The sequence below is a fragment of the Erwinia sp. LJJL01 genome, from assembly GCF_047300805.2.
Lineage (GTDB): Bacteria > Pseudomonadota > Gammaproteobacteria > Enterobacterales > Enterobacteriaceae > Erwinia > Erwinia aphidicola.
Genome location: NZ_CP178576.1, coordinates 3,063,297 through 3,077,213 on the forward strand (window position 1 = coordinate 3,063,297; position 13,917 = coordinate 3,077,213).

Genomic DNA, 13,917 nt, shown 5'->3' on the forward strand with positions numbered 1-13,917 from the left:
ATTTAATGAGCTTTTTCACTTCTGATGCCGTGGCAGCCGCAGCTCCATCTCAGGGAAGTCCTTATTCTCTGGTGATCATGCTGGTGGTATTTGGCCTGATTTTCTACTTCATGATCCTGCGCCCACAGCAGAAACGTGCGAAAGAGCACAAGAAACTGATGGACTCTATCTCTAAGGGCGATGAAGTGCTGACGACCGGTGGCCTGGTCGGTCGCGTGACCAAAGTAGCTGAAACTGGCTATGTTGCTATCGCACTGAACGAGTCCACTGAAGTTGTAGTCAAACGTGACTTCGTAGCTGCCGTTCTGCCGAAAGGTACCATGAAGGCGCTGTAATCTTTTGATTTCCCTAAGGGAACTGCCGTGTTAAACCGTTATCCTTTGTGGAAGTACATCATGCTGATCGTCGTATTACTCGTCGGTCTGCTGTATGCACTGCCCAACCTGTATGGTGAGGATCCGGCTGTTCAGGTCACTGGTGCGCGCGGAAGCGCCGCCAGTGAGCAAACGCTGGTTCAGATCCAGAATGCATTAAAACAAGATAATATCCAGAGCAAATCACTGGCACTGGAAAATGGCGCTATTCTGGCGCGTTTTGCGAATACCGACGTGCAGCTGCGCGCGCGTGAAGCGATTATGCAGGCTCTTGGCGAGAATTACGTAGTGGCGCTTAACCTCGCCCCGGCTACTCCAACCTGGCTCGCGATGCTGGCCGCAGAGCCGATGAAACTCGGTCTCGATCTGCGCGGCGGCGTTCACTTCCTGATGGAAGTCGATATGGATACCGCTCTGGGTAAACTCCAGGAGCAGAACATCGACAACCTGCGTAGCGACCTGCGTGATAAAAATATTCCTTACGTTAACGTGCGCAAGACCGACAACTACGGTCTGGAAATTCGTTTCCGCGACGCAGGCGCACGTGACGAAGCGGTGAGTTATCTGACCGGCCGCCATCGCGATATGGTTATCAACAGCAGCGGCAGCAATGCCCTGACGGCGGTAATGAGCGATGAGCGTATGCGTGAAGCGCGTGAATATGCGGTTCAGCAGAACATTAACATTCTGCGTAACCGTGTTAATCAGCTTGGCGTAGCGGAACCACTGGTACAGCGTCAGGGTTCTGACCGTATCGTGGTTGAACTGCCGGGTATTCAGGATACGGCACGTGCTAAAGAGATCCTCGGCGCGACAGCGACGCTGGAATTCCGTCTGGTTAACACCAGCGTGGATGCCACCGCTGCAGCTAACGGCCGCGTACCGGGTGACTCTGAAGTGAAAGACACGCGTGATGGTCAGCCAGTGGTGCTGTACAAGCGTGTGATCCTCACCGGTGACCATATTACCGACTCCACCTCAAGCACCGATGAATACAACCAGCCTCAGGTTAATATCTCCCTGGACAGCGCTGGCGGTAACATCATGTCCAACTTCACCAAGGACAGCGTCGGCAAAGCGATGGCAACCCTGTTTGTTGAGTACAAAGACAGCGGGAAGAAAGATGCCAACGGCCGTGCCATTCTGGCGAAGCAGGAAGAGGTGATTAACGTGGCGAACATCCAGTCCCGACTGGGTAACAGCTTCCGTATTACCGGTATCAACAACCCGAATGAGGCCCGTCAGCTGTCGCTGCTGCTGCGTGCCGGTGCGTTGATTGCGCCAATCCAGATTGTGGAAGAACGTACCATTGGTCCAACCATGGGTGCGCAGAACATCACTCAGGGTCTGGAAGCCTGCCTGTGGGGCCTGATCGCTTCCATCGTCTTTATGGTGGTTTACTACCGTAAGTTCGGTGTGATTGCGACCTCTGCACTGGTGGCGAACCTGGTATTGATTGTCGGAATCATGTCACTGCTGCCGGGCGCAACGCTGACCATGCCGGGTATTGCCGGTATCGTGTTAACGCTGGCGGTAGCCGTTGATGCCAACGTACTGATTAACGAACGTATCAAGGAAGAGCTGAAGAATGGGCGATCCATTCAGCAGGCGATCCATGAAGGCTATAAAGGCGCGTTCTCCAGTATTATTGATGCCAACGTCACGACGCTGATTACCGCGATCATTCTGTACGCTGTGGGCACCGGCTCGATTAAAGGCTTTGCGATCACCACCGCCATCGGCGTTGTGACCTCAATGTTTACTGCCATTGTCGGTACCCGCGCCATCGTAAACCTGTTGTACGGCGGCAAACGCATCAACAAGCTGTCTATCTGAGGAGTGCGATGTGGCACAGGACTATAGCGTTGAACAACTGAACTACGGCCGTAAAGTCCATGACTTTATGCGCTGGGACAAAGTGGCCTTTACTCTTTCGGGGCTGCTGCTGATTGCTTCCTGCCTGATTATGGGTCTGAAGGGGTTTAACTGGGGTCTGGACTTCACCGGTGGTACGGTGATTGAAATTACCCTGGAAAAACCGGCTGATATCGAGCAGCTGCGCGGCGCGCTGGAGAAATCCGGCTTCGTCGACCCGCAGGTGCAGAACTTCGGCAGCAGCCGCGACGTGCTGGTTCGCATGTCGCCAAACGAAGGCAATGCCGGTCAGGAGCTGGGCAACAAGGTGGTGACTATCATCAACCAGGCCAGCCAGCAGAATGCCACCGTTAAGCGTATTGAGTTCGTCGGCCCGAGCGTGGGTAGCGATCTGGCGCAGGCGGGCGGTATGGCGCTGCTGGTGGCTTTGATTGCCATCCTGATTTACGTTGGCTTCCGCTTCGAATGGCGTCTGGCACTGGGGGCGGTACTGGCCCTGGCGCACGACGTGGTGATCACCATGGGGATACTCTCACTGTTCCACATTGAGATTGACCTGACCATCGTGGCGTCGCTGATGTCGGTTATCGGCTACTCGCTGAACGACAGTATCGTGGTATCGGACCGTATTCGTGAGAACTTCCGCAAGATCCGTCGCGGTACGCCTTACGATATCGTCAACGTCTCGCTGACGCAGACGCTGAGCCGTACCATCATGACCTCTGCCACCACGCTGGTGGTGGTGCTGATGCTGTTTATCTTCGGCGGTGCGCTGCTGGAAGGCTTCTCGCTGACCATGCTGATCGGTGTTTCCATTGGTACCGTTTCTTCAATCTATGTGGCTTCGGCGCTGGCATTGAAGTTGGGTATGAAACGTGAACACATGCTGCAGCAGAAAGTGGAAAAAGAGGGCGCAGATCAGCCTTCGATTCTGCCTTAACCAGACGGGTTAGGAGCCAGAGCGGGCGGACCGAAAAAGAGGTCCGCCCCGACAAAAAAGCTGCATCGGATGATGCGGCTTTTTTTTATGGCGCGGTTTTCACTACCACATCATGGATGCGCACATAGCCCAGCTGATCCGGCGGCAGGTTGCTCAGGCGCAGCGAGACAGTTTCTTCACTCTTAGGCAGCAGCGCGCTGTCGACCTGAATCTGCTGTGACTGGCTGTTGACGGTGAGGGGTTTGCCGGTGGCGGCGTCCAGCTCGCCCCATTCCACTTCGGCAGTGAAGGCAGGGAGCGGGGCGTCATTGGTAGCATGAATTTGCAGGATCGCGCGCGTGCCGTTGGCTTCCGCCTCCACATGGCTTAGCGACAGCTTGAGGTCACCGGCCTGGCTTTTCAGCACCACGCCGGTTTTTGCTGCGGGTAACAGCCAGGCACCCTGCGCTGAGCCGCTATTGAGATTACCCTGCCTTTCCAGTGCGCTGGCCTGATTCGTCAGCTGGCGCATCTCTTGGCTCAGCTTTCCGACCTCATTATGCAGCTGGCTGATTTTCGGCTGCGGCGGGGTAGCGGCACAACCTGCCAAAAGCAGCAGAGAACTGACCAGCGAAAGTCTGAGATAAGCCGTTGTCATTGTTCATTTCCTTGTGATTAAACCGATTCACTTTATCTTAGAGCAAACGGGTCTTAACCGCCCGCAGATAAATCCTCTGTTTTGTTGCGCAAGACCGATAAAATTGGTGCGTAATTACCGAGCCGGCTTTGGCAGCAGGACACGATCGCGGTACACTAACCGCTAATTTTCAGGATTATCAGGACGCGACATGCATTGCCCATTCTGTTCCGCCGTCGATACCAAAGTGATCGATTCCCGCCTGGTCGGGGAAGGCACCTCCGTGCGCCGCCGCCGTCAGTGCCTGGTGTGTCACGAGCGCTTTACCACGTTTGAAGTGGCGGAGCTGGTGATGCCGCGCGTGGTCAAGAGCAATGATGTGCGCGAACCGTTCAACGAAGACAAGCTGCGCAGCGGGCTGATGAAGGCGCTGGAGAAGCGCCCGGTCAATTCCGACGCGGTAGAAACCGCCCTCAGCCACATTAAAAGCCAGCTGCGCGCCACCGGTGAACGCGAAGTTGCCAGCAAGCTTATCGGTGGGCTGGTAATGGATGAGCTGAAAAAACTGGATAAAGTTGCCTATATCCGCTTTGCTTCTGTTTACCGCAGCTTCGAAGACATTCGTGAATTTGGCGAAGAGATTGCCCGCTTACAGGACTGACGCGATGCGTGATGAAATCTACATGGCGCGCGCGCTGGAACTGGCGCGTCGCGGCCGCTTTACCACCACGCCGAACCCTAACGTCGGCTGCGTGATCGTGCGCGACGGCGCCATCGTCGGCGAGGGCTATCACCTGCGCGCCGGTGAACCGCACGCGGAGGTGCATGCCCTGCGTATGGCAGGAGAGCGTGCCAAAGGGGCCACCGCTTACGTCACGCTGGAACCGTGCAGTCACCACGGACGCACGCCGCCGTGCTGTGATGCCCTGATTGCCGCGGGCGTCAGCCGGGTGGTTGCCGCCATGCAGGACCCAAACCCGGAAGTGGCGGGCCGCGGTCTTTATCGTTTGCAGCAGGCGGGTATTGAAGTCAGCCACGGGTTGATGATGCAGGAAGCGGAAGCGCTGAACCGTGGCTTTCTCAAGCGCATGCGCACCGGGTTCCCGTGGGTGCAGCTTAAGCTGGGGGCATCGCTGGATGGCCGTACGGCAATGGCCAGCGGCGAAAGTCAGTGGATCACCTCACCCCAGGCGCGGCGCGATGTGCAGCGGCTGCGCGCGCAGAGCTCGGCTATCCTCAGCACCAGCGCCACGGTGCTGGCGGATAATCCTTCCCTGACCGTGCGGTACGACGAGCTGGACAGCGGCACGCAGGCGGAATACCCGCCCGAACTGCTGCGTCAGCCGGTGAGAATTATCGTCGACAGCCAGAATCGCGTCATGCCCGGGCACCGATTGATTGCACAATCGGGGGAAACCTGGCTGGCACGCACGCAGTGTGACGAGCAAAGCTGGCCGGAGAACGTGACGCAGTTTTGCGTGCCGCGTCATCACGATCGCCTCGATCTGGTGTCGATGATGATGCTGCTCGGCAGAAAACAGATTAACAGCGTCTGGGTGGAGGCCGGAGCACAGTTTGCCGGGGCGCTGCTGCAGGCCGGCGTGGTAGACGAGCTGATCGTCTACCTGGCACCGAAGCTGCTGGGCGATGCCGGGCGTGGCCTGTGCCACCTGCCGGGCTTGCAGCAGCTGGCCGCCGCCCCGGCCTTTACCTTTAGTGATATTCGTCAGCTGGGGCCTGATTTACGCCTCACGCTGAACCCGTTATGACGGTTTCTGCAAAAACAAGCAGAGCGCCGAAGAGTGTGATAGAATCCGCCCCCCTGCGGGGCCAAACAGAACCCTGAAAGGAAGATTATGAACGTTATTGAAGCTGCTGTTGCTACCCCTGACGCGCGCGTTGCCCTGGTTATTGCGCGTTTCAACAACTTTATCAACGACAGCCTGCTGAGCGGTGCCATCGATGCCCTGAAGCGTATCGGCCAGGTGAAAGATGAAAACATCACCGTCATCTGGGTTCCGGGCGCTTACGAACTGCCAATGACTGCACGTGCCGTGGCGAAAGCCGGCAAGCATGATGCGATTGTGGCACTGGGCACGGTGATCCGTGGCGGTACTGCTCATTTCGAATATGTGGCAGGTGAGGCCAGTTCTGGCCTGGCCAGCGTTGCCATGAACAGCGATATCCCGGTTGCCTTTGGCGTGCTGACGACGGAAAGCATCGAGCAGGCCATTGAACGCGCCGGAACCAAAGCGGGTAATAAAGGTGCTGAAGCAGCCCTGACCGCTCTGGAAATGATTAACGTATTGAAAGCCATCAAAGCCTGATTTTAAGGGGAATTTCGTGAAACCTGCTGCTCGTCGCCGCGCCCGTGAATGTGCTGTTCAGGCACTTTACTCCTGGCAAATCTCCAAAAACGACATCGCTGATGTCGAATACCAGTTTCTGGCGGAACAGGACGTCAAAGACGTCGATATTACTTACTTCCGTGAGCTGGTCGGCGGCGTTGCAACTAACAGTGCATACCTCGACGGCCTGATGAAACCTTACCTGTCGCGCCAGCTGGAAGAGCTGGGACAGGTTGAACTGGCCGTTCTGCGTATCTCACTGTTTGAACTCAGCAAGCGTGCAGACGTTCCCTATAAAGTGGCGATCAATGAGGGGATCGAGCTGGCCAAAGTGTTCGGCGCTGAAGACAGCCATAAGTTTGTCAACGGCGTGCTGGATAAAGCCGCTCCGCAGATCCGCCCAAACCGCAAATAATCCTCTGAGGCCGCTAACCCGGCCTCTTCTTTTATACTCCCGGAATGCACTATGGCATGTGGCGAATTTGAACTGATCGCGCGTTACTTTGACCGCGTGACAAGCTCCCGTCGCGATGTGGAAAAAGGCATCGGCGATGACTGTGCGCTGCTCAGCGTACCTGAAAAACAGACTCTGGCTATCAGCACCGACACGCTGGTCGAAGGGGTTCACTTCCTGCGCGACATCCACCCCGCCGATCTCGGTTACAAAGCCCTGGCCGTCAATTTAAGCGATCTCGCGGCGATGGGGGCCGATCCTGCCTGGTTAACGCTGGCACTGACGCTGCCGGAAATTAACGAAGCGTGGCTCAAAGATTTCAGCGACAGCCTGTTTGAACTGCTCGACTACTACGATATGCAGCTGGTCGGCGGTGACACCACGCGTGGCCCACTCAGCATGACGCTGGGCATCCACGGCCTGGTGCCGCAGGGCAGAGCGCTGAAGCGCAGCGGGGCACGCGTCGGTGACTGGATCTACGTGACCGGCACGCTGGGTGACAGCGCGGCGGGGCTGGAACTGCTGCAGCACCACGTGAAAATTAACGATCCGGCGGCGCACGAAGCGTTGATCAAGCGCCATCTGCGCCCGATGCCGCGCATTTTGCAGGGCCAGGCGCTGCGCGATCTCGCCAGCTCGGCTATCGATCTTTCTGATGGGCTGATCTCCGATCTCGGCCATATTCTCAAAGCCAGCGACTGTGGCGCACGCCTTAATCTGGACGCGCTGCCGCTCTCTGCGGCGATGAAGCAGCACTTCGAGCCGCAGCAGGCCATCCGCTGGGCGCTGAGCGGTGGCGAGGATTATGAGCTGTGCTTCACGGTACCGGAAATTAACCGCGGCGCGCTGGACGTGGCGCTGGGCTATCATGGCGTGCCGTTCACCTGCATCGGTCAGATTGCTCCGCAGTCGGAAGGCCTGACGCTGTTGCAGAACGACAAGCCGGTAGAGTTCAACCTGAAAGGATTTGATCATTTTGGCACGCGCTAAGGATGTGGCGAAAAGTCGCCTTAAGATGAGTAACCCGTGGCACCTGCTGGCGACCGGGTTTGGCAGCGGTTTAAGCCCGTGGATGCCGGGCACCGTGGGTTCCGTTGCCGCAATACCGCTCTGGTATCTGATGAGCTTCCTGCCACAGGACCTCTATTCGCTGGTGGTACTGCTGGGGATCTGCATGGGTGTCTACCTGTGTCACCGCACGGCGAAAGATATGGGCGTGCACGACCACGGGAGCATTGTCTGGGATGAGTTTATCGGCATGTGGATCACGCTGATGGCGATCCCGGTTAACAGCTGGCAGTGGGTACTGGCCGGTTTTGTGGTTTTCCGCGTGCTGGATATCTGGAAGCCGTGGCCGATCCGCTGGTTCGACCGTAACGTGCACGGCGGTATGGGGATCATGGTGGATGATATTATCGCCGGGGTGATCTCTGCAGGAATTTTGTTTGCGGCCGCGCACTACTGGCCGCTCTAAATGTTCCGGGTCGGGCATGCCCGACCCTCACGCGATACGCCGTTATCCGTTACTCGAATCCCACCACGCTGTGCGGCTGATACACGCTCTCCAGCTCGAAAATCTCTTCCTGCGTTAACGCCACCTCTACCGCTTTCACCAGGTCGGCCAGCTGTTCGCTGCGCGATGCGCCGATAATCGGCGCGGTGACGGCCGGTTTGCTCAGCAGCCAGGCGAGTGCAACCTGCGCCCGGCTGACGCCTTTATCGCTGGCGATATTGGCCAGCCGTTCGGCAATCTCAGCGTCATTCTGTTCACTTTGGCTGTAAAGCGTGGCGCCATATTCGTCAGAGACGGAGCGGGCGGTGGTTTCCCCCCACGGGCGCGTCAGGCGACCTCGCGCCAGCGGGCTCCACGGCAGCACCGCAATGTTCTCTTTCAGGCACAGAGGGTGCATTTCCCGCTCCTCCTCGCGCTGGATCAGGTTGTACTGATCCTGCATGCTGACAAACCGCGTCCAGCCGTTGTTGTCCGCCGTATGCAGTGCGCGGGCAAACTGCTCGGGATGCATGGAAGAGGCACCGATATAGCGCGCTTTGCCGGACTGCACTACGTCATGCAGCGCCTCCAGCGTCTCTTCCAGCGGCGTGTCGTAGTCCCAGCGGTGTATTTGTAACAGGTCGACATGATCCATACCGAGACGTTCAAGGCTGTCGTCTATCGACTGCAAAATATTGGCGCGCGACAGCCCGCCGGAAAGATTGCTCATCGGGAAATAGACCTTAGTGGCGACGACGACCTCATCACGGCGGGCGAAGTCACGCAGGGCGCGGCCGACGATCTCCTCGCTGCTGCCGTCCGAGTAGCTGTTGGCGGTGTCGAAAAAATTGATCCCGGCTTCCAGCGCCTGCTTAATCAGCGGGCGGCTGCTCTCTTCCGGCAGTGTCCAGGCATGGCGGCCGCGATCGGGCTCACCATAGGTCATGCAACCGAGGCACAGGCGGGAGACGGTCAGGTCGGTATTGGCTAACGTAAGGGTTTTCATTCGGGTCGCTCCTGCTGGTTATTTACCCTAAGCATAGCAGGTGACAGGCTCCCCCGCGGGGGAGCCGAAGGGGAGTTACTGCGCCAGCCAGTCGGCAATCTGCTGCTGGATACCGGCGGCATCCAGTTGATAATCCACGCGGATCTCTTCCTGGGTGCCCTGGGGAATAAACGCATCCGGCAGGCCGATATTCAATACCGGAACCGGCCGACGTTTTGCCATCAGCAGTTCATTGACGCCGCTACCGGCACCGCCTTTGATCGCCCCTTCTTCCAGGGTGATCAGGGCTTCATGACTGCCAGCCAGCTCAAGGATTAACGCCTCGTCGAGCGGCTTAACAAAGCGCATATCCACCAGCGTGGCATTCAGGGCTTCAGCCGCCGCGCGGGCCTCAGGCAGCAGCGTACCGAAGTTGAGGATCGCCAGTTTTTCACCGCGGCTCAGCACGCGGCCTTTACCCAGCGGCAATGATGCCAGCGGTTCGAGGGGGGCCCCGGTGCCGGTGCCACGCGGATAGCGCACTGCGCTTGGCCCGCTGCTGTGGTGGTAACCGGTGAACAGCATCTGGCGGCACTCGTTCTCATCGCTTGGCGTCATGATCACCATGTTCGGAATGCAGCGCAGGAACGCGATGTCGAAGGCACCCTGGTGCGTCTGCCCGTCGGCGCCGACGATGCCGCCGCGGTCAATGGCAAACAGCACCGGCAGTTTCTGGATCGCCACATCGTGGATCAGCTGATCGTAGGCGCGCTGCAGGAAGGTGGAGTAGATCGCCACTACCGGCTTGTAGCCGCCAATTGCCAGGCCCGCAGCGAACGTCACCGCATGCTGCTCGGCAATGGCGACGTCGAAATATTGCTGCGGATAGTCGCGCGAGAAGCTCACCATACCGGAACCTTCGCGCATCGCCGGGGTGACCGCCATCAGCTTGCTGTCTTCCGCGGCGGTTTCACTCAGCCACTGGCCGAAAATTTTAGAGTAGCTTGGCAGACCGTCGGCGCTTTTTGGCAGCAGGCCGCTGGCCGGGTCAAATTTAGGTACCGCGTGCCAGCTAATCGGATCTTTTTCGGCCGGGGCATAGCCCTTGCCTTTTTTGGTCATGATATGCAGGAACTGCGGGCCTTTGAGCGCGCGCATATTGCTTAAGGTCTGCACCAGCGCCAGCACGTCATGGCCGTCGACCGGGCCGATATAGTTAAAGCCCAGCTCCTCAAACAGCGTTCCCGGCACCACCATGCCTTTCAGGTGCTCTTCGGTGCGCTTCACCAGCTCTTTGATCGGCGGCAGGCCACCGAGCACCTTTTTGCCCCCTTCACGCAGGCGGGAATAGGTCTTGCCGGAGAGGATCTGCGCCAGACGGTTGTTAAGCGCCCCGACGTTTTCGGAAATCGACATCTCGTTGTCGTTCAGTACCACCAGCAGGTCGGCTTTAATATCGCCTGCGTGGTTCATCGCTTCGAACGCCATCCCGGCAGTAATCGCCCCATCGCCAATCACGCAGGCGGTGCGGCGGCCTTTGCCTTCTTTGCCGGCGGCCACTGCCATGCCCAGACCGGCGCTGATGGAGGTTGAGGAGTGGCCGACGTTCAGCACGTCGAACTCGCTCTCATCACGCCACGGGAACGGGTGCAGGCCATTTTTCTGGCGGATGGTGCCGATACGGTCGCGGCGGCCGGTCAGGATTTTATGCGGATAGGCCTGGTGGCCGACGTCCCACACCAGATGATCGAACGGCGTGTTGTAGACATAATGCAGCGCAACGGTGAGCTCAACCACGCCGAGGCCGGAAGCAAAATGACCGCTGGAGCGGCTAACGCTGTCGAGCAGATACTGGCGCAGCTCGTCACAGAGTTTTGGCAGACTCTCTTTCGGTAGCAAACGTAATTCTTGCACCGTGCTTGCGAGGGCAAGCGTCGGGTATTTTGCAGGTTCAAAGCTCATCGGAGACTCATTTGGAAGTTATTTATCGCGTTCAATTATAAAGCCTGCCAGCGCCCGCAGTGGGGTAGTGTCATACGACTGCGCGGCCAGCGTTTCTAATGCGCTGAGGGATTCCTGATACAAATCCCATGCTTTTGCCTTCGCACTGTCAAGCCCCATTAATGCCGGGTAGGTACTCTTGCCTAACTGTTGATCGGCTCCCTGCCGCTTACCGATAATGGCGGTATCACCAATAACGTCCAGAATATCGTCCTGCACCTGGAAAGCCAGGCCAATCGCGTTGGCGTAGCGGTCAAGCGCAGGGAGGGCATCGCGCCCGCGTTCGCCAGCGGTGAATGCACCGAGACGCACCGCCGAGCGGATTAATGCCCCGGTTTTGTGGCGGTGGATCTGCTCCAGCGCGGCTAAATCAACCTGCTGGCCTTCAGCGGCAAGGTCCAGTGCTTGTCCTCCGCACATGCCCGCTACGCCGCTAGCCTGGGCCAGTTCGGACAGCATTGCAATACGCGCCTCAGCCGTGACGCCTGGCATCGGGGTATCGGCAAGGATGGAGAAAGCCAGAGTCTGCAGGGCATCACCGGCAAGAATCGCCGTGTCTTCGCCAAACTTAATATGGCAGGTGGGCTGGCCACGCCGCAGGCTGTCGTTATCCATGGCCGGTAAATCGTCATGGATCAGGGAATACGCATGAATACATTCAACCGCAGCCGCCGGGGCATCCAGCGCTGCATCGTCAGCGTGTAGCATGGTGCCAGTGGCGTAAACCAGGAAAGGGCGCAGCCTTTTACCCCCTAATAATGCACCATATTCCATGGCATTCACCAGAGGAGAACTCTGAAATGGTTGCCCGGAGATAAAGCGCTGAAGCGCAGCATTAACCCGCTGAAAGTGCGCGCTAAGGATCAGGTTAAAATCCATCACTCATTTTCCGGCGTGAAAGGCGTCAGATTGGCGTTCTTATCATCGCTGAGTAATATCTGTACCCGCTGCTCGGCCTGCTGTAGCGTCTGCTGCCCGGCACGTGCCAGCTGCACACCACGCTCAAACTCATTCAGCGCCTCTTCCAGCGGAAGGTTGCCGCTTTCCAGACGGGTGACGATCTGCTCCAGCTGCTGTAGCGATGTTTCAAAACTGGCAGGCGGTTCGGCTTTTTTCGGCATTTTTAGATCCTGACTTATCATTTTTCATCAGCAAGCGCTCATGGTAGCCGACTCTAAATGATTAGCAAAATATCCCCTGCATTTTTCACGCGGCGGGGAAGGGTGATATCGGCAGCAGCCACCGGTCAAAGATGATATACTGTTTTTCCTGGATGCAAAGAGCGCAAGCCCGTTGCAAGACTCTGATTTTATCAGTTAAGCGCCCCTCTTTTCAGCACTTAATTACCTGACGAATATATACCGCCATGAAGTTTATCATTAAGTTATTCCCTGAAATTACGATTAAAAGTCAGTCAGTTCGCCTGCGTTTTATCAAAATCCTGACCGGAAATATTCGCAACGTCCTAAAACCTTTCGATGAAACCCTTGCCGTGGTGCGCCACTGGGACAACATTGAAGTGCGTGCAAAAGATGAAAGCCAGCGTGCGGCGATTATCGCCGAGCTGACGCGCATTCCCGGTATCCACCATGTGCTGGCGGTAGAAGATCGTCCGTATACCGATGTGCATAATATCTTTGAGCAGGTGCTGGAGATGAATCGCGAGCGCATTGAAGGCAAAACCTTCTGCGTGCGCGTTAAGCGCCGCGGGAAGCACGAGTTCAGCTCGCAGGACGTGGAACGCTATGTGGGTGGCGGGCTAAATCAGCACGTGGCCAGCGCCCAGGTGCAGCTCAACCGCCCGGAAGTGACGGTCAATCTTGAAATTGAAGATGACAAGCTGGTGCTGGTGACCGCACGTTACGAAGGCATCGGCGGCTATCCGATCGGCACCCAGGAAGATGTGCTATCGCTGATTTCTGGCGGCTTTGACTCCGGGGTTTCCAGCTATATGCTGATGCGCCGCGGCTGTCGCGTGCACTACTGCTTCTTTAACCTTGGCGGTGCTGCTCATGAGATTGGCGTTCGTCAGGTGGCCCACTATCTGTGGAAGCGCTACGGTAGCTCGCACCGCGTGCGCTTTGTCGCTATCGACTTTGAGCCGGTAGTCGGTGAGATTCTGGAAAAAGTGGATGACGGCCAGATGGGCGTGGTGCTGAAGCGTATGATGGTGCGTGCCGCGTCACAAATTGCTGAGCGTTACGGCGTGCAGGCACTGGTGACAGGCGAAGCGCTGGGGCAGGTCTCCAGCCAGACGCTGACTAACCTGCGCCTGATCGACAATGCCAGCGATACCCTGATCCTGCGCCCGCTGATCTCCCACGATAAAGAGCACATCATTAAGATTGCGCGTGAGATTGGCACCGAAGATTTTGCCCGCACCATGCCGGAATACTGCGGCGTGATCTCAAAAAGCCCGACCGTGAAAGCGGTGAAGGCGAAAATTGAGGCCGAAGAGCAGAACTTTGATTTCTCTATTCTCGACCGCATGGTTGAGCAGGCAACTAACGTGGATATCCGCGAGATTGCAGAGAAAACCGAAGAGGAAGTGGTGGAAGTCGAAACGGTGGCTTCGTTTGCGGAAAACGATGTGGTGCTGGATATTCGCTCGAACGACGAGCAGGAAGCCCGCCCGCTGAGCGTAGACGGCGTCGAGGTTAAATCCCTGCCGTTTTACAAGCTGGGTACGCAGTTTGGCGACCTCGATCAGAGCAAAACCTGGCTGCTGTACTGTGAGCGTGGGGTGATGAGCCGCCTGCAGGCACTCTATCTGCACGAGCAGGGCTTTAAAAACGTCAAGGTTTATCGCCCATAACCTGTAGGGGCGGACCT

The 13,917-nt window shown here is 57.4% G+C and carries 15 protein-coding genes; 10 read left to right on the top strand and 5 right to left on the bottom strand.

Translation table 11 applies throughout. The annotated features are described in order from the left end of the window. Positions 1-5 precede the first annotated feature (5 nt). From yajC to secF, 3 genes are read left to right on the top strand one after another with little or no spacing between them, the layout of a single operon-like run. Positions 6-335 (top strand): preprotein translocase subunit YajC, encoded by a 330-nt coding sequence (gene yajC / locus ACLI4M_RS15120; protein ID WP_133624290.1) that lies wholly within the window; start codon positions 6-8, stop codon positions 333-335. Positions 336-362: 27 nt separating this feature from the next. Beyond that, positions 363-2,210, top strand: a complete 1,848-nt coding sequence (secD, locus tag ACLI4M_RS15125; protein ID WP_133624289.1) for a protein translocase subunit SecD — start codon at positions 363-365, stop codon at positions 2,208-2,210. A 10-nt stretch (positions 2,211-2,220) separates the two neighbouring features. Continuing rightward, on the top strand, positions 2,221-3,189 hold the full coding sequence (secF, locus tag ACLI4M_RS15130) for a protein translocase subunit SecF (RefSeq protein ID WP_048916963.1): 969 nt from the start codon (positions 2,221-2,223) through the stop codon (positions 3,187-3,189). Between the two features lie 85 nt (positions 3,190-3,274). On the opposite strand, the gene ACLI4M_RS15135 is transcribed toward secF, so the two are convergent. Then, entirely contained in the window at positions 3,275-3,826 is a 552-nt protein-coding gene (locus ACLI4M_RS15135) for a DUF3251 domain-containing protein (RefSeq protein ID WP_133624288.1), read from the bottom strand. A gap of 190 nt (positions 3,827-4,016) precedes the next feature. On the opposite strand from ACLI4M_RS15135, the gene nrdR reads away from it, so the two are divergent. The 6 genes from nrdR (at position 4,017) to pgpA (ending at position 8,081) form a co-directional block, all read left to right on the top strand. After that, positions 4,017-4,466: a transcriptional regulator NrdR gene (gene nrdR, locus ACLI4M_RS15140; protein WP_048916961.1), complete on the top strand. Its 450-nt coding sequence runs from the start codon at positions 4,017-4,019 to the stop codon at positions 4,464-4,466. Between the two features lie 4 nt (positions 4,467-4,470). Beyond that, positions 4,471-5,574: a bifunctional diaminohydroxyphosphoribosylaminopyrimidine deaminase/5-amino-6-(5-phosphoribosylamino)uracil reductase RibD gene (ribD, locus tag ACLI4M_RS15145; protein WP_133624287.1), complete on the top strand. Its 1,104-nt coding sequence runs from the start codon at positions 4,471-4,473 to the stop codon at positions 5,572-5,574. An 87-nt stretch (positions 5,575-5,661) separates the two neighbouring features. Next, a complete protein-coding gene (ribH, locus tag ACLI4M_RS15150) occupies positions 5,662-6,132 on the top strand; it encodes a 6,7-dimethyl-8-ribityllumazine synthase (RefSeq protein WP_048916959.1) in 471 nt (156 codons plus the stop codon). A 16-nt stretch (positions 6,133-6,148) separates the two neighbouring features. After that, a complete protein-coding gene (nusB, locus tag ACLI4M_RS15155; protein ID WP_048916958.1) occupies positions 6,149-6,568 on the top strand; it encodes a transcription antitermination factor NusB in 420 nt (139 codons plus the stop codon). Between the two features lie 51 nt (positions 6,569-6,619). After that, the gene (gene thiL, locus ACLI4M_RS15160; protein WP_133624286.1) at positions 6,620-7,597 is read left to right on the top strand and encodes a thiamine-phosphate kinase; all 978 of its coding nucleotides are present in this window, start codon (positions 6,620-6,622) and stop codon (positions 7,595-7,597) included. After that, a complete protein-coding gene (gene pgpA / locus ACLI4M_RS15165; RefSeq protein ID WP_133624285.1) occupies positions 7,575-8,081 on the top strand; it encodes a phosphatidylglycerophosphatase A in 507 nt (168 codons plus the stop codon). Before thiL ends, pgpA begins: the two co-directional genes overlap by 23 nt. A 49-nt stretch (positions 8,082-8,130) precedes the next feature. On the opposite strand, the gene ACLI4M_RS15170 is transcribed toward pgpA, so the two are convergent. From ACLI4M_RS15170 to xseB, 4 genes are all read right to left on the bottom strand, one after another. Further along, positions 8,131-9,105 (bottom strand): aldo/keto reductase, encoded by a 975-nt coding sequence (locus ACLI4M_RS15170; protein ID WP_133624284.1) that lies wholly within the window; start codon positions 9,103-9,105, stop codon positions 8,131-8,133. A 75-nt stretch (positions 9,106-9,180) separates the two neighbouring features. Next, positions 9,181-11,046: a 1-deoxy-D-xylulose-5-phosphate synthase gene (gene dxs, locus ACLI4M_RS15175; protein WP_133624283.1), complete on the bottom strand. Its 1,866-nt coding sequence runs from the start codon at positions 11,044-11,046 to the stop codon at positions 9,181-9,183. Positions 11,047-11,064: 18 nt separating this feature from the next. Further along, complete coding sequence (gene ispA, locus ACLI4M_RS15180) at positions 11,065-11,964, bottom strand: (2E,6E)-farnesyl diphosphate synthase (RefSeq protein WP_133625110.1); 900 nt, start codon at positions 11,962-11,964, stop codon at positions 11,065-11,067. After that, positions 11,964-12,206 (bottom strand): exodeoxyribonuclease VII small subunit, encoded by a 243-nt coding sequence (gene xseB / locus ACLI4M_RS15185; protein WP_133624282.1) that lies wholly within the window; start codon positions 12,204-12,206, stop codon positions 11,964-11,966. The genes ispA and xseB overlap by 1 nt, the downstream gene beginning before the upstream one ends. A 245-nt stretch (positions 12,207-12,451) precedes the next feature. On the opposite strand from xseB, the gene thiI reads away from it, so the two are divergent. After that, positions 12,452-13,900, top strand: coding sequence for a tRNA uracil 4-sulfurtransferase ThiI (gene thiI, locus ACLI4M_RS15190; RefSeq protein WP_048916952.1), 1,449 nt, complete (start codon positions 12,452-12,454; stop codon positions 13,898-13,900). Positions 13,901-13,917 lie beyond the last annotated feature (17 nt).

Coding starts and splice junctions, on each gene's coding strand:
- yajC (WP_133624290.1), top strand. CDS start 6: ATGAGCTTTTTCACTTCTGATGCCGTGGCAGCCGCAGCTCCATCTCAG.
- thiL (WP_133624286.1), top strand. CDS start 6,620: ATGGCATGTGGCGAATTTGAACTGATCGCGCGTTACTTTGACCGCGTG.
- ispA (WP_133625110.1), bottom strand. CDS start 11,964: ATGGATTTTAACCTGATCCTTAGCGCGCACTTTCAGCGGGTTAATGCT.
- ACLI4M_RS15170 (WP_133624284.1), bottom strand. CDS start 9,105: ATGAAAACCCTTACGTTAGCCAATACCGACCTGACCGTCTCCCGCCTG.
- thiI (WP_048916952.1), top strand. CDS start 12,452: ATGAAGTTTATCATTAAGTTATTCCCTGAAATTACGATTAAAAGTCAG.
- ribD (WP_133624287.1), top strand. CDS start 4,471: ATGCGTGATGAAATCTACATGGCGCGCGCGCTGGAACTGGCGCGTCGC.
- xseB (WP_133624282.1), bottom strand. CDS start 12,206: ATGCCGAAAAAAGCCGAACCGCCTGCCAGTTTTGAAACATCGCTACAG.
- dxs (WP_133624283.1), bottom strand. CDS start 11,046: ATGAGCTTTGAACCTGCAAAATACCCGACGCTTGCCCTCGCAAGCACG.
- nrdR (WP_048916961.1), top strand. CDS start 4,017: ATGCATTGCCCATTCTGTTCCGCCGTCGATACCAAAGTGATCGATTCC.
- ribH (WP_048916959.1), top strand. CDS start 5,662: ATGAACGTTATTGAAGCTGCTGTTGCTACCCCTGACGCGCGCGTTGCC.
- ACLI4M_RS15135 (WP_133624288.1), bottom strand. CDS start 3,826: ATGACAACGGCTTATCTCAGACTTTCGCTGGTCAGTTCTCTGCTGCTT.